We start from the raw sequence: 19,216 nt of genomic DNA, 5'->3' as shown, positions 1-19,216 counted from the left end.
GTCTGTCTTTATTTCATATCTTTTCTTTTTTACAGTTAATAATTAGTTTTAGGTAATACGTACTTTTCTACCGTGAATGGTAAAAGATTTGCCGGTGGCTATTTTTAGAATGTCTAGCACGCTGGATAGGGGTGCTTTCCGATTAATTGTCCCTTTAAAAGAGGAAGCGGTCTGCAATGAAGTGTTGTTCTCGAATTCGACGTCATACCAACGTCCAACCTGCTGGATAATTTCATCAAAATTTGTCCCATCAAAATAAAACTCACCACGTTGCCAAGCGGTGCTTTTGGCTACATCAATCTCCGTTATCAAGATTTCTTCTCCGTTTACTTCTGCTTGTTGCCCCGGAATTAAAAGGTTCTCGTGATTTCCTTTCTTAATTTTGACACTGCCTTCAACCAATGCTGCGGATACTTTTTCATTATAAGCTTGTACATTGAAGCTGGTTCCGAGCACTTCTATGATGGTACCATTCGATTGAATGCGGAAAGGTCTCTTTGGATCTTTAGCTACTTCAAAATATGCCTCTCCATCCAGCTGAATGGTTCTATTATTGTTCGCAAATTTATCCGGGTAGGAAAGGTGCGTTGACGCATTTAGCCAAACTTTGGTGCCATCTTCTAATAAAAGTTGAAATGTACCTGCCTTGGGAACTTCGACGAGAACCTGTTGTTGACTTGTATTTCCGCCCTTGGGGTGATGCTCCACAAAAGTGGAGTCTCGAGAAATGTGCTCTTTTCCGTCAGCATATGTTAATTTCGCATAGTGACCACCCGGCATAATATCATTGGTATAGGCTGGTGAAGTCGCATCGATCATACGTGCGAGTGTGGTATGATGCTCTTGTTCTTGGTACTGGCGATATATAAAGATCGATAAGGCTATGGCGGAACAGCATAGTAGGGTGGCTGCAACAAGTAACGGTTTTTTCCAACGTTTTTTGCGTAGAGAAATAGTTTCACCGGTAAAAAGCCGTTCCTGGAGTTGTGCATTCATTTTTTTATTTAATGCGAACTCATCTAATTCTGTATGGGTATCAAGTGGGGTATTCTCGAATGAATAAAACCAACGCAAAACCTGCGCAGACTCTTCTTCTGTAGCCGTGCCATCCAGATACTTCTGTAGTAATTCTCTTGCTTGATTTGATTGCTCCTGATCTTTCATACCTATCTATAACCGACGAAAGCAGGGGGAGGTACCGAAAAAAAAATATTTTTTTTGAGGCCTATAATTTATTTGAATTTTAGGCGCAATCGGCTAACCGCTAAGGTGATGTTATTTTTCACGGTTTGTTCGGAGAGAGCCAGCTCTCTGGCGATTTCCTTTATCGATTTAGCATCTTTACGACTCATAGTAAAGGCACTTTTCATCGTTTGAGGCATTTTATCGACCTCATAATCTATTAGTTGGGCGAGTTCTTTCGCTAATAAGGTATCTTCTAGATTATCTGCACATAGTGTGGCGTTATGTGGGGGAGCAAAAAGGGTTGATAAGCGTGTAATTTCTTTTTGCTGTTTTATGAGATGATCGATGGTTTCGTATTTAGCGGCCTTGAAGAGATAGGGGTATAGGCTTTCTGTGATTTCAATGTGTAAACGACGATTCCAAAGGGAGGCGAATACCTCTTGGATAATGTCCTGGGCATCCTCATTACTTGTTATTCTTTTGCGCACAAAACGATAGAGAATAGCCGAGTAGCGATCTACCACTATGGAAAACGCCTGTCTATTGTCCTCCTTTACCAATGCTAATAATTGTACATCGTTTAAATTCGTCATCACTGAACTCTAAGAATGTTTTCTCTAGGATTGCTTCAAATTTATAATTGTGATATTAAGTTAGTATTAAAAACATTGAAAATCCTAAAATATTTTCACACAAACGATTGCGTTTCGGTGCTATATGGTTAAAGTAGACGTTATTCGTAATTCATCGTAACAACGTCTACGTTATGTTAGCGTTGTTTAGCACAACGATTGTATACTGTTTTCTGCATAACCAGCACTCGCTGTCATGCCTTTGCCGCCAATACCCGTTCGTACGTGTATTTTATCGGTGACATCAACTTCTAATATATGATCTTCGTGTTGTGCGTAAAATCCTGCCCAGGAGGAAGCCATATCACTTTCGGCGATGGGAACAATACGTTGTGCTTCTTTGATCATTATGGTATTGATATGTGCAGAGATTGAAAACCCGAGATCATCCAAGCGATTACCAGCCGCATATTCATGAGAGTCCCCAATAATGATGCTGCCATCGGGCGCTTGTTTGAAGAGAATATGGATGCCTAGTGCTTTGAGCTCTTCGTAATGTTCTGGAAGAGACGCTGTATGGTAGGTTGGGCAGTTTTCTTCAAAGCTTTCATATCGGCGAATTGTTAAGCCTGTCAGGATGTTTCCTGGTAATTCCAGATGGGGTAGCGGTTTGGTGCGCATCATCTGTAGTTTGCTGATTTCGAGACCACTGTCGTTGAAGAGTGATCGGTACAAAAGTTTAAACTCATAGCCATTACATATCACGACTTTCATACCGGTGTAGGTGTTCAGATTACTATCTGTAATGATAACGGTATCTCCCTTTTCTTCGCACCCAATAACGGTTGTGTTATACTTTAAGGTGTATTGTGGGAAGGTTGTTGTGAGATATTGATGCAAGCGCTGGATCATAAACTCGGGTTCTACACTGAGCTCTTGTGGAAAGAATAAGGCCTCTTTCACGTAATCGCTTTGCAGGCTAGGGTATTTTGCTAAAACCTGTGTTTTCGACCAAAGTTCTTGCTTATAACCTTTTGTGTTGTAGTGTGCTGCAAGTTCGTGTAGAATTTGGGTTTCATCCTTATCTGATGCGATATAAATACTACCATTTTGACGTATGGAGATATCCATCTTTTGCTGAATATCTGCGTATATTTCTAAGCCTCGTACGCCATAGTCAAACCATTTCCCTGCCATGCCGGATGGTACAACCTGACCGAAATTTCGAACGGTTGATCCTACCGGAAAGTTGTCTTTTTCTACCTGTAATACTTTGTATCCTCTTTTTAGGGCGTGGTAAGCATGGAATGTTCCTAAAATCCCACCTCCAATAATAATCAAATCGTATGTATTCGTGTTCATATCTATACTGTTGTGTTTAATTTGTTTTGTACCTCTTGCGCCGGGCACCATGATGGACTTTCTGTTGTTATATTTTGTTTGTGCAGTGCGGCTTTTTTACGGACAAAATAAACCCATGATAAAAGCGCTAAAACACTACCAACAATCGAAGCGATATAGACAAGCTTGGTGAAATAGTTGCTCCATACTACAGTGTTTGGCAAGAGCTCCTTGTTTAGTAAGATGAGGAAGCTACCTAAGTAGCCGAACGAATCGGCCAAATACATAACAAAGCCGATGTTGCTTTTTATACCATAGGTCGCAATCATTCTTTCGAAGAAAATCGCATTGTATGGTATGTAAGCTAAGTAGAGCCCCAGACCAACGAGTACCATCCAGGAGAGTCCACCGATACGTTCTATCGAAAAGAGATAGGTTGAAACTCCGGCAAGGAGAAACCCGCAGATAATTAACCCATGTATCATCTTGAACGCTTTTAAGTTGTCTTTTACCCGAATCAAACTGCCGATGACCCATAGGACGGTGAGGGCAATGAATGTATCTACTTGTGCAAAAATCCAATGTTCACCATGGGTAACTTTATGCCATATTTCGACTTCAAAATTATCGCGTACATCACGTAACATGGTAAGCATGGTGTAGATAACTATGGTCATTACTATTCCTGGCATAAATGTTTTAAAGAATTGTTTTCGCATGGTGCCGTTCATGGCTACGCGTTCGGTGCGCATGGCCTTATCGCGGGCTGTCGGGGGTGGGCTGTTTTCTAAGACCCACACACAAGCCATGAAAGGAAGAAAGAAAATCAAGCCCGTGAGGAATGGCATCCAGTATTCGTTTACATGCGTTGATGCAATCATCCATCGTCCTACTGTTTTAATGAAACCCGATGCAAAAATTAAACTTACTGACATCACCGCTCCCATGATCTCGGTATAACGTCGACCTTCTAAATAGCTAAACACTAAGCCCCAGACCATTCCTAATGGGAATCCATTCACAAGTAGTAGGAGTGCGTTCCACGGATTTGGTAAAACGGCAAAGCCTAATAAACCTATCCATGAAATAGTGATAAGAATGGCCAGGTATCGTCCTTTATTCTGATTTTTACTTTCAGCAATAAATTTGATACCATAAAACTTAGCGCACAAATAACCGAGCATCTGGCAAATAATTAAACATACTTTGTAGTCGATTCCGAAGATGGATTCGTTACTGTATGTTGAGGCTGTGAAAGATTTTCGAAAGGCATACATACTCGTGTAACATAAAAAAGCAGTGATAGCCAGTAGTATAGCTACTTGCTTTTCATCCATTTTAAGAAGGCGTTGTTTTAACCGTTGTGTGAAATCCATATCAAACTCTTGAACAGAAATGTTTTTATCTGTTATCAAAAGTATTGTTGAAGGATTAACTGTACGCCAACTTTGTGTTAAGTATTTATAAACTTTTACTCATTAAGTGTAGTTTTATTAAAAATAATAAATTTGCCGCAAAATGAGTGAAAACGTGTATTATTTCTGAAAAGACTTGATTGCTTTTCCGCGCCAGGCCTCTTGCTGATCGGCACCCAATAACCATGTTATTGTTGCTGCGATATCATAGATAACCATGGGTTGTGTCACTTGGTTTCCTGCTGGTACTCCAGGGCCGATTGCGATGAAGGGTACTTCTACTTCTGCTATTGTTTTGCCACCATGTCCTTTTTCAATACCACCATGATCCGCTGTAACGATAAAAATTGTTTCTTGCTCCATGCCCGCTTCTTTTACAGCCTTGCGTAGATCTCCAATGCGTTTATCCACATTTTTAAGCTCCGCGTAGTATGCGGGTGTGTCATGGCCTGCTCCATGTCCGACACCATCAGGTTGATCGAAGTGAATGAAGGTTAACATCGGTTTATCTTGCTTAATAATTTCAATGGCCTTTTTTAAAGTGTTCTCTTCGTTATCTTGCATGTTATACACGTGTTGCACCACTTTTTTGTCTATTAAATAGCCAATGCCAGGCCAGCTGTGGACTACGGCTGTTTTAGCTTTAGGATATTTGTCTGCAATTGCGTTGAAAATGGATGGAAACATACCATTCTTTGTTGTGGTTAGCGATGGTATTTCAGGTGTTTGGCTTCCCCATTCAGTATATCCATGCATGGTAGGACTTGCCCCCATAAGCATCGATGCCCAGTTTACAGCGCTGGAGGAGGGGAGGACCGTGCGTACATGTAGATTGTAGCTGCCTTGTTCCATCATTTTTCGTAACTCTGGCATTTCGGCTTTCGGGATTGCATAGGCACCAAAACCATCGAAACCTACTAATACAACGTGTTTGATTTTTTTGCTTTGCGCAGATGTGGACATATAAAATCCAATTAAAATAAGCGCTGAAAAGATTAGCTTTCTCATATTTTTAGAATTTATTTTCGTAATTGATACGTTGGTTCAGGGGCAAATCTAATAAATAGAGTAACTACTTTTGAATGGCAAAAAGTAGTGAAAAATTAGTTTAGTAATAATTGCTTTTTGTTTAGCATAAGTATATCTGTTGTTTTTTGGAGTGGGTTTAATGCTATTTGACTGGGGAGGAATTTGGGGATAATTATGGGGTAATGGCTATGGTACGTATCGTTTGACGATTTTTTGTATAAAACGGATGTTCGCTAAACTAAACAAGTTGTTGCTACTATTATACGATAAAAGGGGGGTATTAGGGGTGGACTTGTTTGCAGGGATGTAGGAAATATTAGCCAAACGTTTGCGTGGTATTTATCTGGCGTAGGAGGGGCTTCGTAGGTAGGGGAATAAAAAAACGTTGCTATATCCTTTGCGGAAAGCAACGCTTTTTATAAATTTTTACCGATCGATGGTTCTATTTATTGTTTATTTCCTTCGAATGTGAATGTGATATCAGCTGCGGCTTGTTTGTTCGTGATTAAGTTAAGTGATTTTGTTTCGCCATTGAAGACGAAAGTTCCGTTAGTATCACCTGTCGCACTTGCAATATTTTTGCTGCCTGGGAGTAACATGGCCGCAATTGTTTTTTCGGTAATGGATGAATAGATTTCACCGGCTTTGGCGGTTACTTTGATTTTATCACCTCCTACTTTTGTAACGACGATTGTCGCATCAAAAAATTCCCGTTCAGTTGTTCCTGGTAATGTTTGATAAGCTGTGATCTTACCTTTGAAGCTTCCTACCATGGCATCGAGATTCCCTGTTTGTAATTCGACATTGTTATCGTCATCGCTGCTACAAGATGTTGTAATAGTTGCTGTGCCAATTAATGCACAGATTGCTAACATCGAAAGTTTTACATTTATTTTTTTCATGGATTCTATTGTTTTCAGTACCGGAGCAAATTTCCATAGATTATTCAGTGGAGACAATCAACGTAAACCATGATTTTTTTCTAATGGTTTACCATGGTTTTTGGATTTCTTAAAAGTTGTTACGGTATTTTTTTTGATATTTGCAGGTTTTACATACCTATACAAAGCCGTCATGATGCGTACATATTTTTACTTGGTTTTCACCTTTATTCTTACTTCTTTATCATCCGGCAAAGCACAACAACTATTCCCATTAGATGAGTCGGGCTATTTGCGCACGCTTCACGATAAGATTGATGCGGAGGAGCCTGATAGTATACGTGCGGCAAATTACCTTCTACTGGCTGGATATTGGGTCACGAAGGATAGTACGCAAGCTAAAGACGCGTTAACGAAGGCGCAATCGTTGAAGAAGTCGTATGCTGGTTTTTCTGCAGATTTCATGTATTACCAAGGTCTTTACGAAGCTACGTACGGAACGAAGCGAGCGGCTATTGTATGTTTTGAAAAAAGCGTCGAATTATTGAAAAAGAAAACTGATGCGCATAGTAAGAGGATGTTGGCTGCGAGTTGGTATCAAATTGGGTATCTGCAAACAGCAAGCAAAGGGTATGATATTTTGGTCGAGATGTTGACGAAACATTGTATTCCGCTTGTAAAGGAAGGTGTTGACGAGGAGATGTTAGCGTATTACTATACGCAGCTGGGACTGACCTTTATGTCTGTCGGTCAATTTGATAAGGCACAAGAGCAGCATGATGATGCCTTGGCTACTTTGGCTAAGCTTTCCACGGAAGGAACGGTACATTTTATTACGTATTGCAATTTAGTTAGTAATTATTGTTATAAACCGGATAGTAAACATGCAAAAATCTATTTGGATAAAGCGGAGGCCTTGATTCGTGCTTTTCCTACCTCATCGCAGTATAGTAATTTCTATTATCAGGAAGGGATGTATTACACGACGATACAGGATTTTCCGAAAGCTTTAGCAGCTCTCGATAAGGGTGTCAATATCGCCCGGACAAAAAATCAGGCACAACTTTTACAAATCCTTAAGTTTCGGATTTATAATATCTATTTAATGCAACAAAATTATCCGAAGGCTAAAAGTGTGTTGGAAGATCTTTTGCAGGAAAAGGTACTGATTCGGGAGTCTGTGAATCGTAAGATTGTGTATACACAATTGGCGAAGGTAAATGAGGCGATGGGAAAATTTCCGGAAGCTTACCAATGGCTCACTAAGTCGGCAGCGCTAAGTGACAGCTTGCAACAAGTGAACTTGGTGGAAAAGATGAATGAACTGGAGGTGCAACATCAGTCGGTGGAGAAGCAGAGTAAGATTGATGCTTTAGAATTGGAAAAGGCCGGCGCTGCGTTGGCGGCAAAAAATAAAAATTTACGTATCAGTATTCTTGCGATCGCGGTACTTTTATTGGTTATAATTTCGGTGTTGATCTATTTCTATTACCGTAATCAGAAAAAATTAAATAGGCAAATTCAGATTAATCATGAGCAACAATTGACGCAAATTGCACATGATCGAAAATTGGAAGCTGTGGAAGCGGTGTTGCAGGGAGAGGAACAGGAAAGACAGCGATTAGCACAGGACCTGCATGATAGTATGGGCGGGATGTTGGCCAGTATCCGAATGGCTATCTCTCGCGATCTGGACCGGTCTAGTGCGGTGCAGGATCCTAAGAAAATAATAGAGAAACTGGATTTGACGATCGCCGAAATGCGACGTATCTCTCGGAATCTTATGCCCGAGACCTTACGAAATCTAGGCTTGACCATGGCGCTCAGGGAGCTTGCGGAATTGATGACCAACAAGGCGCTCCATATACAGTTTGAAGCGTACGATGTGCAAGATGATATTCCGTTCCAAACGCAACTTGCATTTTATCGAATTGCGCAGGAAAGCTTGAGCAATGTGATTAAATATGCACAGGCAAATCATGTAATTGTACAGGTCAGTCAACATAATCAGGATTTATCGCTTACGATCGAGGATAATGGTATAGGGTTTGATGAGGATGCAGTAAATTATGGGTTGGGAATCAGAAATATGAAAAACCGAGCACGACTTATTAATGGGCGTTTAGTTGTTTCTTCCAAAAGAAATGCTGGTACGACGGTAACTGTAGAATGTAATGTCTGAACAACCAGTAAACCTTGCTATTGTTGATGATCATCCCATGATACTGGAGGGGTTAAAGTCCTTGTGGAGCGAAAATGCGCATATACACACTTTTACCTTTACTAAAGGAGGTGATTTATTACACTTCCTGGAGGAGAAACATGTGGATGTTGTTTTGTTAGATATTGTTTTAGGTGATGGTAGTGGACTGGATTATTGTAAGAAAGTAAAGAAAATGTCACCGGAAACTATTGTTATCGGTATTAGCAATCAGGTGGAGCGGAGTATTATATTTCAGTTTCTTCAGAACGGTGGAAATGGTTATATATTAAAAAATGCTGACGCGCAGGAGATTGTTCGTTGTGTGGATCAAAGTTTATCTGGTGAACTTAGTTTGAGCAAGGAGGTGCAGGAAATATTACTGACACAACCGACCCTTGTTTCTGGTGTTCCGCGACTAACCAAGCGGGAACAGGAAATTTTAAAAGCTATTGCAGCAGGGAATACTTCGGCAGATATTGCTGCTATGCTGTTTATTTCGGTTATTACGGTGGAGACACATCGTCGTAATCTCTTGCAGAAGTTTCAGGCCAAAAACATGATAGAGCTTGTGAAAACAGCGATGGAACTTAATCTTCTCTAGAAGTTACTGTGATAGGGCTTATTTTTTGACCTACTTTTTGTCGTTGTGTAACATAAGTAACAGAAAGTTGTTATTTAATACAGCATCTTTGTAGTGTACAGAAAAATTATATGACTATGGAATGGTTAATGAATCCGTGGCCTTGGTATGTGGGAGGGGCGCTTGTCGCATTTGTGATGATCGCATTGATATGGCTGGGTAAAACTTTTGGATTTTCGTCTAATTTCAGGACGATGTGTGCGGCCTTGGGTGCTGGTAAATCCTGTGATTTTTTTCGCTTTGACTGGCGTGCACAACAATGGAATCTTCTTTTTCTCTTGGGCGCTGTAATTGGTGGTTTTGTTTCGGTTCAGTTTTTGTCGAACGGGACGGCCCCACAATTGGCAGAGACGACGATCGCACAGCTTCATGAACAAGGGTTTATGAGTGCGGGGGAGGCTTATGCACCCACGGAGTTGTTTGGCTCGTGGAGTTGGCATAATATACTTTTGTGGGCGATCGGCGGGTTATTGATAGGTTTTGGTACGCGCTATGCCGGCGGATGTACCTCTGGCCACGCTATTACTGGACTGAGTGAGCTACAGTGGCCTTCTTTAGTGGCTGTGATTGGTTTTTTTATTGGTGGTCTGTTGATGGTTCACTTATTCTTTCCCTTAATATTCTAGTATAATGAAACGATTGATATATATACTTTTAGGCGTACTGTTCGGGATGGCGATGTATAAAGCCGAAGCTGCTTCATGGTTTCGTATTTACGAGATGTTTAATTTTCAATCTATACACATGTATGGCTTTATTGCCACGGCGTTGTTGATTGGTGTCATCGGTATCCAATGGATGAAGCGTAGCGGTGCGAAAGATATAGACGGACAGGTGATTACGATTAAGCCGAAAAGCAAGACTATTCCGCGGTATCTTATCGGCGGGATTTTCTTCGGGATGGGCTGGGCCTTGGTTGGTGCATGTCCTGGGCCGGTGTTCGTGCTTATTGGTGCAGGTGTCTTCCCGATGCTAGTTGTCGCCATTTTTGCTTTGGCGGGGACTTACCTGTATGGGATGCTAAAAGATAAGTTGCCGCATTAATTGGGCGAAATCTTAATTTTGGTGAATCGTTTAATAACCTTCTCAGCGATGAGTTTACTCTTTAAATTGACTGTATGTTAATTGGTTTTTTATTGGCAATTGTAGTGGGAGCGACCTTAGGGTTGGTCGGAAGTGGCGGTACAATTTTAACGGTGCCAATACTGGTGTATGTGATGGGAGTAGACCCGATTATGGCAACGACATATTCTCTTTTTGCAATTGGTATCACCTCGTTCGTCGGTTCGGTTCGCGGCGTTATGGCAAAGGAAGTTGATCTGAATAAAATCGTAACCTTCGGAATTCCTTCATTGTTGATGGTTTTTGTTACACGGTTATTTCTTTTACCGTTGGTGCCGGATGTTATTGTGATTGCTGGGATCGAGGTGGAACAAGGTGTGTTGTTGATGGTTTTGTTTGCCATTGTGATGTTAGCTTCTTCTTGGACGATGATCAAGGAGCAGGAGTCGCACCTTGATGCCTCCGCACGTATTCCTTTGTGGCAAGTTATCTCTCAAGGGTTATTGGTGGGGCTTGTTACAGGTACAGTTGGAGCTGGGGGCGGTTTTTTGATCATTCCGGCATTGGTTAATTTTTATGGCATGCCAATAAAAAGAGCGGTATCGACTTCTTTAGTGATCATCACGATCAATTCCCTCTTTGGTGTGATAGGAGATGCGGAGAAATTTGTGGATTTCGACTGGCCATTAATTTTAGGGTATACTACCTGCGCTGTTATTGGTATATTTATAGGATTCGCCCTTTCGCACCGGATTAAAGGACAGCATTTGAAACGGATGTTTGGTTATTTGATATTAGTAATGGGGATTTATATTATTCTTCGTGAGGTCGTTCTTGTGTAGGGGTGTAGAAAAGAGAATCCGTGGTTTTATGAATTTGATGTTTAATTAAAAAAAATACAATATGTTCTTTCAACAAGTATACGATAAGACATTGGCGCAAGGAAGTTATTTTATCGGTTGCCAAGCAAAAAATGTAGCTATTGTGATTGATGCAAAAAGGGATATTGATACCTATTTGGAAATAGCAAAGCGCAATAATATGCGTATTACCCATGTTGCCGAAACGCATATCCATGCCGATTTTCTGTCCGGCACTCGGGAACTAGCCGAGGTAACCGGTGCACAGATGTACCTCTCGGACGAGGGCGGTGAAAATTGGCAGTACGAGTTTGCACATGAAGGGCTGCGTGATGGGGACCGTTTGCGGGTTGGTAATTTGAGTCTAGAAGTGATGCATACTCCAGGGCATACGCCCGAGAGTATCAGTTTCCTGCTGCGCGACCATCCCGCTTCAGACGAACCGGTGATGATCTTTACGGGTGATTTTGTGTTCGTCGGAGATATTGGTAGACCTGATCTTTTGGAGGAAGCTGCTGGAATTATGGGGACAAAAGAAATCGGTGCTCAACAGATGTTCGAGTCGCTGAAGAAGTTTGTTGCACTGCCTGATTATGTGCAGGTATGGCCCGGCCATGGTGCCGGTTCGGCCTGTGGGAAAGCTCTTGGAGCTGTGCCAAGTAGTACCGTTGGGTACGAGAAAATCCGAAATTGGGCATTCCAATTTGGAGATGACTACGAAGGTTTTAAAGATTATTTATTGCGTGATCAGCCCGAAGCGCCGACTTATTTTGGGATGATGAAGAGATTGAATAAGGTAGATCGCCCTTTATTAGTTGAAGTTCCTGATCACCCTACAATAGCGATTGCCGATGTTTTGCGTGCTGGTGGATTAACATTAGTTGATGCCCGTCATAAAACGAAGTTCGCTGATGGCCATATAAAAGGCTCAATTAATATTCAGCATAATAATGCCCTTGCGAATTGGGCGGGCTGGATGTTGACTTACGATCAACGGCTGGTGATCATTGCTACGGAAGAAGAGAAAGAAGAGATAACACGTAAGTTAATGCGTATTGGTATGGATAATATCGAAGGGTATGTGACGGATCTCTCAGGCGTTGATTTGGTAAAGACCCATGTAGTGGATGCCCAGGCGGTTGAAGAATTAAAGGATAAGGAAGGATATATGCTTTTAGATATTCGCTCGCTTAGTGAGTATCAAGCGTCACATATTCCGGGAGCTGTTCATCGTTTTATCGGTTACTTGCCAAAGACTGATTTAAGTGATTTACGGAATAAGCACCTTATTATTCAGTGTCAATCGGGAGACCGTGCAACGATTGCTTATTCTTATTTGGAGAAACAAGGCTTTGAGCATCTTCTTAATTACGCAGGTAGTTTCTTAGACTGGAAAGCGCAAGGGAAACCAACTGTTACCGTCTAGGGAGATATGAGCTTAATCCATAAAACATTTGCTGGGCTGCTAGAGCCTGCTTTGATCGAGGAGATCGACCAGGTTGCCACACTAAAGGTGTTTCAGGAAGGTGATGTGATTGTGGATTTTGGTCAATATGTTAAAATGATGCCCTTATTGCTGCAAGGTGCGATAAAGATTATGCGGCTGGATGAGACAGAAGGTGAATTGTTGTTGTATTACCTTGAGAAAGGGGAAACTTGTACGATGTCTATTGCCTGTTGTGTGGGGGATAAGAAAAGCGAAATCCGTGCCTTGGCGGAAACGGAAAGTACCGTGGCTATGGTGCCCAATATGTATCTTAATACTTGGCTTTCGAAGTATGCATCTTGGCGCAACTTTATTATGAATAGCTATGCTGAGCGGATGAATGAGATGTTGCAGGCCGTGGATAGTTTAGCCTTTTCGAATATGGAAGAACGTATTGAGAGTTATTTGGTGGAGAAAGCGAAATTGTTAGACGATCGTATTTTAACGTTGACACATCAGCAGATTGCGACGGAGCTTAACACATCACGCGTTGTGGTGTCACGGCTTTTAAAAAAATTGGAGAACGAACATAAGATCGTTCTCCTTCGTAATGAAATAAGAGTGCTGGTTTAGTTTGGCTACTATTTTATGGGTGGATATGCGGTATAGGGATGTTTTGGCTCGTAATAGTTCCAGATGATGCTGGCTATTTTTCGCGTAATTTTTTCCGCCTCATTTTCGTCAGTCCAGCTTTGATCTTTATTGTTTTTCGTTAATACCGAAAAGACATAGTCGCCCGAAGGCGCATGTACATACACCACTTCTCCTCGTGCATCATCGACGGATCCTGTTTTGGACGCTGTTGCAATTTCTGCTGGTATCTGGGAAAGCGATCGCTCATTGTAGAATTGATTTTTCAAATAACGGTACATCTTGTCGGAAAGCTGCGGGTTAAATACTTTGCCGCTGCGGATAAGGTGCATCAGTGAGGCAATTTCTTGGGGTGTGGTCTGTCCCCAGCCATATTTGCGCCACAGTTGTTCTCGCCCCGTGGTTCTCGAATTTACTTTGGTGTTTACCAATCCTAATTGATCCATTATACGATTAATCTCGACGCCACCACCGGCCAGTTCCTGGTTCCATATGGACGTTACATTGTCACTATAGGTCAACATCAGTGAAATCATAATGGATAGTTCTGTTTCTGCGCTATCCTTATAGAACTGCATTAAACCAGAACCGCCATACACACGTTTAGCGTCGTATCGGAAGGGCTGACGTAGCGTTAAACTCCCTTCATTTATTTTGTTGAAAACACCTACCAGTATGGGTACTTTGACAATACTGGCGGTTGGAAAAATAGTATCTGCTAGGATGTTAACCGTGGTGTTTTTCTTAAAATGTTGTACATATATACCGATATCGCCTTGGAAATTTTCCGTTTCCTTTTTTAGGCGTTCTTCTAGTTTTTTGTCTGTTTTTTGTGCCCATACAAGTGAGCTAAAAAGGCATAAAAGTAGGGTGGTTGTGATTTTCATGGGTTTGTTTAAATAGTGCAGGGCTAAAGTAAGAAAAGTTTCATAAAAAGCCTTTCTCTAGATCTCTCCTGTGTCGAGATGACGATATCTTGTTGTAACTACGGTATAGCTTCTAACTCTCTTTAACCGCTAACTGTCGCCTGCGGAATATTTGCAATCTATAGCAACTAGCCTTTGCACTGCCCATTCCTTGCAAAAATTCCTAGCGACGAGTTTTATCAACAAGTTGATGAGCTCACTGCGTTCGGTTTTGTTTCTTTTTTAAGGTAAAAAAAAAGATGCCCCTCCGGCATAGAGAAGAATCCTTCGATCGTCCTTCGAGAGGCTCAGAATGACATGGCTCAGCGTGGCAACAAAAAAGCTTTGGCACTACTACCAAAGCTTCTCTATTTATTTTAGTCGGACAAACTGCCCTATATCATCCATCTAAAGAGACTGGCTCCCCAGGAGAAACCTGCGCCAAAAGCTGTAAGCATAACCAGGTCACCGGTTTTTATTTGTTTTAGATTTTCCCATATACAAAGTGGGATCGTGGCTGCAATGGTATTTCCCAAATACTCGATATTGCTTAATGTCTTTCCTTCTGCGATATTGATAGAACGTCCTACCGCATCAATAATGCGTTGGTTTGCCTGATGTGGGACAAGCCAGTTTACATCGTCGATTGTCAAGTTATTACGTTGCAATACATTCATACAAGCATCGCTCATTGATTGTACGGCATGTTTGAATACTGTTTTTCCGTCCTGCTTTAAGTATCTTTTGTCTGTGAGCGGGGTGTTTTCATCGACTGGATATAAAGAACCACCTGCTTCGATATTCAAGAATGCACGTCCAGAACCATTGCTCTGCAAGTACGCATCGATTACACCGCCCTCTTCGGAAGGTTCTAACCATACGACACCTGCCCCATCTCCAAATAAGATATTAGTGGAACGGTCCTGCATATCAACATAGGTGCTAATATTATCTGCACCTACGATAAGTACATTTTTATAGCGGCGTGTTTCTACTAAGGAAGCCCCCATGTCCAAGGCATATAAAAAGCCAGAACAAGCTGCGTTCATATCAAAAGCCCAAACATTGTTCAACCCTAATTTCTCCGCAATTATATTTGCTGTTGCCGGCATAGGCATGTCAGGTGTTGAAGTTGCGACGAGAAGGGCATCCACGTCATGTATATTCTTGCCAAACTGCGTAGCTAGATCTTGGATTGCACGAACCGCCATATCCGAAGTTGCTAACTCTTCTTCCAGTATGCGGCGTTCTTTAATACCTGTACGTTTTACAATCCATTCGTCCGAAGTATCACAGACTTGTTCTAAGTCAAAGTTTGTGCGTTTATTTTGTGGAATATATCCTCCAATTGCTGTAATCGCCGCAAATACTTTGTTTGGTAAACTATCACTCATATAATATGGTCATCAAATATATCCTTGTAATGCAGACTACTTTTGATTTTATTCTGTAGTATAGACTTTACAAAGGCTCAATTTCAAGCTGCAAAAATACGATTATTTGTGATTCTGTGGATAACTATCGCAATTATTGTGACAAAATCATTACTGAATTTATACAAAATTCTATATTAGGTGGGGTGTATGTATAAATAGGTTAGAAAAATAGTTTTTTTTGGAATTAAATTTTGCGCGTGCAGCATCCGGCGAACAGGGAGGAGGTATTGATGCTAACAAAAAAAACGTCATTGCGGTTGGCGTGAATTTACGCCTAAAACCGCAATGACGCTTCGTGTGATGTAATATATAATTACTTAGTGCGCTTCGTCACCATCTACACCATGAGAGTGGCCATGTGCCAATTCTTCTTCAGTAGCTGGGCGAACAGCAAGGATTTCTACTTCGAAACTTAATGTTTTACCAGCCATAGGGTGGTTTAAGTCAGCAACAACAACTTCAGGGCTTACCTCTACGACAACAGCACGGAATTGGTTTCCTTGGTTATCTTGTAAAGGAATAACTTCTCCTACTGGAGGAAGACCTGTTTCGTTGAACATATCGGCTGGCAACTGTGCAAAAGCGCGCTCATCGATTTCTCCATAAGCATCATTTGCTGCTAAGGTGAATGAACCTTTTTCTCCTACATTAAGACCAACGATATTCTCCTCGAATTTAGGTAACATCATACCTACGCCGTAAAGGAATGTTAACGGGTTTTCGCTTGTTGTTTCTTCAACGAAAGTTCTTTCACCGTTCTCTTCAACGGTATGGAGTTTGTAATTTAACGTAACTACATTGTTGTTTTCTATTGCCATTTTACTTAGTTTACTCGGGTATTATCCCGGTTATTGTTTATTAATTCAATAATCTCTGCAACCGAACCTAGTGGCAGACTGCATGTTTTGTTTCTACAAAGGTATGCTTTTGCATCGAAACCTCCTTTATCCTTGAGCAAAGGAAGTTCACTTTTTGTGCCACCCATTGTAATTTTATTAGGTATATAGTGTTTATCGACTTCTGTGCGCCAGTCTAGGGCTTGTTCACCGGTGAGTGCAATTTCATTTACACCATATATATGTTCAAGCAATTGAATACCCCAATTGGAGTAGGCGGAGCCGTATTGTTTGATATGCGGGAATACATTTGCAAACACTTGATCACCTAAAGTGGTGAAATCTGGTTTATCTAGCATTTCGCCCAATCTGTATAGTACGCGTACGATGGTCGAGGAGGAGGATGGAATGACATTATCCATAATTTCACTTTTACGGGCAATGAGCTGTTCGGCATCGGCTGCGGTATAGAAAAACGCTTGTTGTTCGCTGTCATAAAAGGTCGCAACGGCCTGTGTTGCGAGTTTGTCGGCTTGGTGTAGCCACGATTCATCAAATGTCGCTTCATATAGGGCAATAAAAGCTTGCGCTGTAAAAGCGTAATCATCGAGAAAGGCTAGAATTTTACGGTTACTATCCGCCGGTTGGTGTAATAGCCTGTCATCCGCTTGTGCATATTCTTTTATGAAATGTGCGGTTTTTAGTGCTTGTTCCAGGTAGGCAGGTTCATTGAAGACCCGGTAGGCATCAGTTAGTCCTTGTACCATCAGAGCGTTCCACGTGGTAAGCTGTTTGTTGTCGAGCCCCGGTCTGATACGGTTTTCACGATAATTAAGTACTTTCTTTTTGGTGTCCCTCAGGTAATCTTCCCATTCTGTCTCGGAGAACCCAGATGAAAGTGCCAAGGCGTCCGCATCCATATCACAGTTTAACACATTAGTCTGTTCTTCCTGCCAATTTCCGCCTTCGGTTATGTTGAAATACGGTATAAAAAGTGGGGCGTCCTTTCCCAGGACTTGTTTTAGTTCTTCGTGTTGAAAGGTATAGAACTTTCCTTCCACGCCTTCGCTGTCCGCATCAAGTGCTGCATAGAAACCGTTATTTTCGGCGAGCATTTCGCGTTGTGCCCATGCTATTGTCTCGGCTACTACACGTTTGTATTTTGGGTTAGGTTTTTGTTGATAAGCCTCACTATAGAGTGAAATTAACTGCCCGTTGTCGTACAGCATTTTTTCAAAATGCGGAACATGCCATCTGTCATCGACACTGTAGCGGGCAAAACCGCCTCCTATATGATCATAGATTCCGCCATTGGCAATTTTCTCTAAGGTGAAATGAACATGATCGGTAATGGGGGTATCACCTGCAAGTGCACCGTATCGTAAAAAAAACAACCAGTTATTGGGTAGCGGAAATTTGGGTGCGCGATCGTAGCCTCCTTCGTTCGTGTCGAACTGCGCTTTCCAAGGGGTAATAATATCGTGTAAATCTGTTTTTGTATATGTCTCGGGGACAGGGCGGATAGGAAGTCGTTCCGCTTTTCGTATGCCTGCCGTCAATCGATCCGCATAATCCAGTGCTACTTCTGGTGTTTCCTCCCACATTCGTGCTATTTGCAGTAAAATATTCTGCCAATCCTTGGGTTTGAAGTAGGTGCCACCGTAGATGGGGCGCCCGTCTGGGAGACATATACAATTGAGGGGCCACCCGCCGGCATTGGTCATCAGCTGTACGGCAATCATATAGATCTGGTCAATATCCGGACGTTCCTCGCGGTCAACCTTAATAGAAACGTAAAATTCGTTCATGGTTTTGGCGATCGCATCATTTTCGAAGCTTTCACGTTCCATGACGTGGCACCAGTGACATGCCGAATAACCAACACTTATGATGATAAGTTTGTTTTCCTGCTTTGCTTTCGCTAATGCTTCTTCTCCCCAAGGCATCCAATGGACCGGATTTGATGCATGTTGCTGTAAATAGGGAGAAGATTCCTGTGCTAATTTGTTTGCCATATCATACGAAGATACAGAATAATGCCTAAACGAGGTTGCTTAGCGTCCTATGACACTTTTCAGGCTTGCGGTGTTTGCAGATAAGGTGCTAAAATCCGTTCCTTCATCTAATGTAAGGCAGCCGATTTCGGAAGTACGAAGACTAACGGGGCTATTCGTTACATAGGTAATGAGATCTGAGAGTCCAGGGTTATGTCCGAATAAAAGGACTTGATCATAATTTGCTGATACATCATTAATGACCTTTAATATCTGTAGGTAGTGTGCTTCATAAATTCGAGGCTCCTGCTGCAAGGCGGAAGGTGGGATATTTAGCGTTTCACAAAATATTTCAGCTGTTTGAAGTGCGCGTGGTGCATCTGATGTTATGATACGTGTTGCGGTTGTTGGATAAGGAGCTAATTCCCGTTCCAAAATTCGTGCGCTGGCTTGCGCTTGCTCTGTGCCTAAAAAAGTTAAACTTCGATCAAAGTCGGTCTGTCCAAGCTGTTGATGTTCGGCTTTCGCATGGCGTATAATGTATAGTGTTTTCATAGATAGAATAACCAATATCTGTAAATATAGTTTTTTGCTCCACTTTCCCCCACTTTTGTGGATTTTTATTGAAAAACAAGTGATTTGAATCGATTGTGTTACGAGGTTGCTATGCTTCGACATCTTTTTTAGGTATTTATGAAATAAATTAATTGATCTTATTTTTTATTCTTTTTCATCGATAAACACACTTTAACGTGTTTTGAACAGGTTTTTTCTCGTATT

18 protein-coding genes are annotated in these 19,216 nt (G+C 41.6%); 7 read left to right on the top strand and 11 right to left on the bottom strand.

The window, feature by feature from the left end:
* Window positions 1–48: 48 nt before the first annotated feature.
* The 6 genes from B9Y69_RS06275 to B9Y69_RS06250 form a co-directional block, all read right to left on the bottom strand.
* Window positions 49–1,164 carry a FecR family protein gene (locus tag B9Y69_RS06275; RefSeq protein ID WP_085472171.1) on the bottom strand — a complete coding sequence of 372 codons (1,116 nt, stop codon included), beginning with the start codon at window positions 1,162–1,164 and terminating at the stop codon, window positions 49–51.
* A gap of 68 nt (window positions 1,165–1,232) precedes the next feature.
* Entirely contained in the window at window positions 1,233–1,778 is a 546-nt protein-coding gene (locus tag B9Y69_RS06270) for an RNA polymerase sigma factor (protein ID WP_085472496.1), read from the bottom strand.
* A gap of 186 nt (window positions 1,779–1,964) precedes the next feature.
* Complete coding sequence (locus B9Y69_RS06265; RefSeq protein WP_085472170.1) at window positions 1,965–3,119, bottom strand: TIGR03364 family FAD-dependent oxidoreductase; 1,155 nt, start codon at window positions 3,117–3,119, stop codon at window positions 1,965–1,967.
* 2 nt (window positions 3,120–3,121) lie between these two features.
* Window positions 3,122–4,513: a DUF5690 family protein gene (locus B9Y69_RS06260; protein ID WP_234991117.1), complete on the bottom strand. Its 1,392-nt coding sequence runs from the start codon at window positions 4,511–4,513 to the stop codon at window positions 3,122–3,124.
* A gap of 120 nt (window positions 4,514–4,633) precedes the next feature.
* Window positions 4,634–5,521 carry an alkaline phosphatase family protein gene (locus tag B9Y69_RS06255; RefSeq protein ID WP_085472168.1) on the bottom strand — a complete coding sequence of 296 codons (888 nt, stop codon included), beginning with the start codon at window positions 5,519–5,521 and terminating at the stop codon, window positions 4,634–4,636.
* Between the two features lie 467 nt (window positions 5,522–5,988).
* Window positions 5,989–6,444, bottom strand: coding sequence for a hypothetical protein (locus B9Y69_RS06250; protein ID WP_085472167.1), 456 nt, complete (start codon window positions 6,442–6,444; stop codon window positions 5,989–5,991).
* Window positions 6,445–6,616: 172 nt separating this feature from the next.
* Between B9Y69_RS06250 and B9Y69_RS06245 the strand changes: the two genes are divergently transcribed.
* From B9Y69_RS06245 to B9Y69_RS06215, 7 genes are all read left to right on the top strand, one after another.
* On the top strand, window positions 6,617–8,605 hold the full coding sequence (locus tag B9Y69_RS06245) for a tetratricopeptide repeat-containing sensor histidine kinase (protein ID WP_085472495.1): 1,989 nt from the start codon (window positions 6,617–6,619) through the stop codon (window positions 8,603–8,605).
* Window positions 8,598–9,227, top strand: coding sequence for a response regulator (locus tag B9Y69_RS06240; protein WP_085472166.1), 630 nt, complete (start codon window positions 8,598–8,600; stop codon window positions 9,225–9,227). Before B9Y69_RS06245 ends, B9Y69_RS06240 begins: the two co-directional genes overlap by 8 nt.
* 116 nt (window positions 9,228–9,343) lie before the next feature.
* On the top strand, window positions 9,344–9,892 hold the full coding sequence (locus tag B9Y69_RS06235; protein ID WP_085472165.1) for a YeeE/YedE family protein: 549 nt from the start codon (window positions 9,344–9,346) through the stop codon (window positions 9,890–9,892).
* Window positions 9,893–9,896: 4 nt separating this feature from the next.
* Window positions 9,897–10,310 carry a DUF6691 family protein gene (locus tag B9Y69_RS06230; protein ID WP_085472164.1) on the top strand — a complete coding sequence of 138 codons (414 nt, stop codon included), beginning with the start codon at window positions 9,897–9,899 and terminating at the stop codon, window positions 10,308–10,310.
* Window positions 10,311–10,384: 74 nt separating this feature from the next.
* Entirely contained in the window at window positions 10,385–11,170 is a 786-nt protein-coding gene (locus B9Y69_RS06225) for a sulfite exporter TauE/SafE family protein (protein WP_085472163.1), read from the top strand.
* A gap of 61 nt (window positions 11,171–11,231) precedes the next feature.
* On the top strand, window positions 11,232–12,614 hold the full coding sequence (locus B9Y69_RS06220) for an MBL fold metallo-hydrolase (RefSeq protein ID WP_085472162.1): 1,383 nt from the start codon (window positions 11,232–11,234) through the stop codon (window positions 12,612–12,614).
* Between the two features lie 6 nt (window positions 12,615–12,620).
* Window positions 12,621–13,247 (top strand): Crp/Fnr family transcriptional regulator, encoded by a 627-nt coding sequence (locus tag B9Y69_RS06215; protein ID WP_085472161.1) that lies wholly within the window; start codon window positions 12,621–12,623, stop codon window positions 13,245–13,247.
* Window positions 13,248–13,255: 8 nt separating this feature from the next.
* Here the strand turns inward: B9Y69_RS06215 and B9Y69_RS06210 are convergent, their stop codons facing one another.
* The 5 genes from B9Y69_RS06210 to B9Y69_RS06190 form a co-directional block, all read right to left on the bottom strand.
* Window positions 13,256–14,152 carry a serine hydrolase gene (locus tag B9Y69_RS06210; protein ID WP_085472160.1) on the bottom strand — a complete coding sequence of 299 codons (897 nt, stop codon included), beginning with the start codon at window positions 14,150–14,152 and terminating at the stop codon, window positions 13,256–13,258.
* 413 nt (window positions 14,153–14,565) lie between these two features.
* The gene (locus tag B9Y69_RS06205; protein WP_085472159.1) at window positions 14,566–15,564 is read right to left on the bottom strand and encodes a beta-ketoacyl-ACP synthase III; all 999 of its coding nucleotides are present in this window, start codon (window positions 15,562–15,564) and stop codon (window positions 14,566–14,568) included.
* Window positions 15,565–15,923: 359 nt separating this feature from the next.
* Window positions 15,924–16,424, bottom strand: coding sequence for an FKBP-type peptidyl-prolyl cis-trans isomerase (locus B9Y69_RS06200; protein WP_085472158.1), 501 nt, complete (start codon window positions 16,422–16,424; stop codon window positions 15,924–15,926).
* A 5-nt stretch (window positions 16,425–16,429) separates the two neighbouring features.
* Entirely contained in the window at window positions 16,430–18,457 is a 2,028-nt protein-coding gene (locus tag B9Y69_RS06195) for a thioredoxin domain-containing protein (protein WP_085472157.1), read from the bottom strand.
* A gap of 39 nt (window positions 18,458–18,496) precedes the next feature.
* Entirely contained in the window at window positions 18,497–18,991 is a 495-nt protein-coding gene (locus B9Y69_RS06190) for a SixA phosphatase family protein (protein WP_159451822.1), read from the bottom strand.
* Window positions 18,992–19,216 lie beyond the last annotated feature (225 nt).

This window comes from Sphingobacterium psychroaquaticum (assembly GCF_900177625.1).
GTDB lineage: Bacteria > Bacteroidota > Bacteroidia > Sphingobacteriales > Sphingobacteriaceae > Sphingobacterium > Sphingobacterium psychroaquaticum.
Note: the sequence above shows the minus strand (reverse complement) of the source record. Positions and strands in the feature narration are given on the sequence as shown.

Excerpts from the sequence above, each read along its gene's own strand:
- B9Y69_RS06275 (WP_085472171.1), bottom strand. The coding sequence starts at position 1,164 with ATGAAAGATCAGGAGCAATCAAATCAAGCAAGAGAATTACTACAGAAG.
- B9Y69_RS06270 (WP_085472496.1), bottom strand. The coding sequence starts at position 1,778 with ATGACGAATTTAAACGATGTACAATTATTAGCATTGGTAAAGGAGGAC.
- B9Y69_RS06265 (WP_085472170.1), bottom strand. The coding sequence starts at position 3,119 with ATGAACACGAATACATACGATTTGATTATTATTGGAGGTGGGATTTTA.
- B9Y69_RS06255 (WP_085472168.1), bottom strand. The coding sequence starts at position 5,521 with ATGAGAAAGCTAATCTTTTCAGCGCTTATTTTAATTGGATTTTATATG.
- B9Y69_RS06250 (WP_085472167.1), bottom strand. The coding sequence starts at position 6,444 with ATGAAAAAAATAAATGTAAAACTTTCGATGTTAGCAATCTGTGCATTA.
- B9Y69_RS06245 (WP_085472495.1), top strand. The coding sequence starts at position 6,617 with ATGATGCGTACATATTTTTACTTGGTTTTCACCTTTATTCTTACTTCT.
- B9Y69_RS06240 (WP_085472166.1), top strand. The coding sequence starts at position 8,598 with ATGTCTGAACAACCAGTAAACCTTGCTATTGTTGATGATCATCCCATG.
- B9Y69_RS06235 (WP_085472165.1), top strand. The coding sequence starts at position 9,344 with ATGGAATGGTTAATGAATCCGTGGCCTTGGTATGTGGGAGGGGCGCTT.
- B9Y69_RS06230 (WP_085472164.1), top strand. The coding sequence starts at position 9,897 with ATGAAACGATTGATATATATACTTTTAGGCGTACTGTTCGGGATGGCG.
- B9Y69_RS06225 (WP_085472163.1), top strand. The coding sequence starts at position 10,385 with ATGTTAATTGGTTTTTTATTGGCAATTGTAGTGGGAGCGACCTTAGGG.
- B9Y69_RS06220 (WP_085472162.1), top strand. The coding sequence starts at position 11,232 with ATGTTCTTTCAACAAGTATACGATAAGACATTGGCGCAAGGAAGTTAT.
- B9Y69_RS06215 (WP_085472161.1), top strand. The coding sequence starts at position 12,621 with ATGAGCTTAATCCATAAAACATTTGCTGGGCTGCTAGAGCCTGCTTTG.
- B9Y69_RS06210 (WP_085472160.1), bottom strand. The coding sequence starts at position 14,152 with ATGAAAATCACAACCACCCTACTTTTATGCCTTTTTAGCTCACTTGTA.
- B9Y69_RS06205 (WP_085472159.1), bottom strand. The coding sequence starts at position 15,564 with ATGAGTGATAGTTTACCAAACAAAGTATTTGCGGCGATTACAGCAATT.
- B9Y69_RS06200 (WP_085472158.1), bottom strand. The coding sequence starts at position 16,424 with ATGGCAATAGAAAACAACAATGTAGTTACGTTAAATTACAAACTCCAT.
- B9Y69_RS06195 (WP_085472157.1), bottom strand. The coding sequence starts at position 18,457 with ATGGCAAACAAATTAGCACAGGAATCTTCTCCCTATTTACAGCAACAT.
- B9Y69_RS06190 (WP_159451822.1), bottom strand. The coding sequence starts at position 18,991 with ATGAAAACACTATACATTATACGCCATGCGAAAGCCGAACATCAACAG.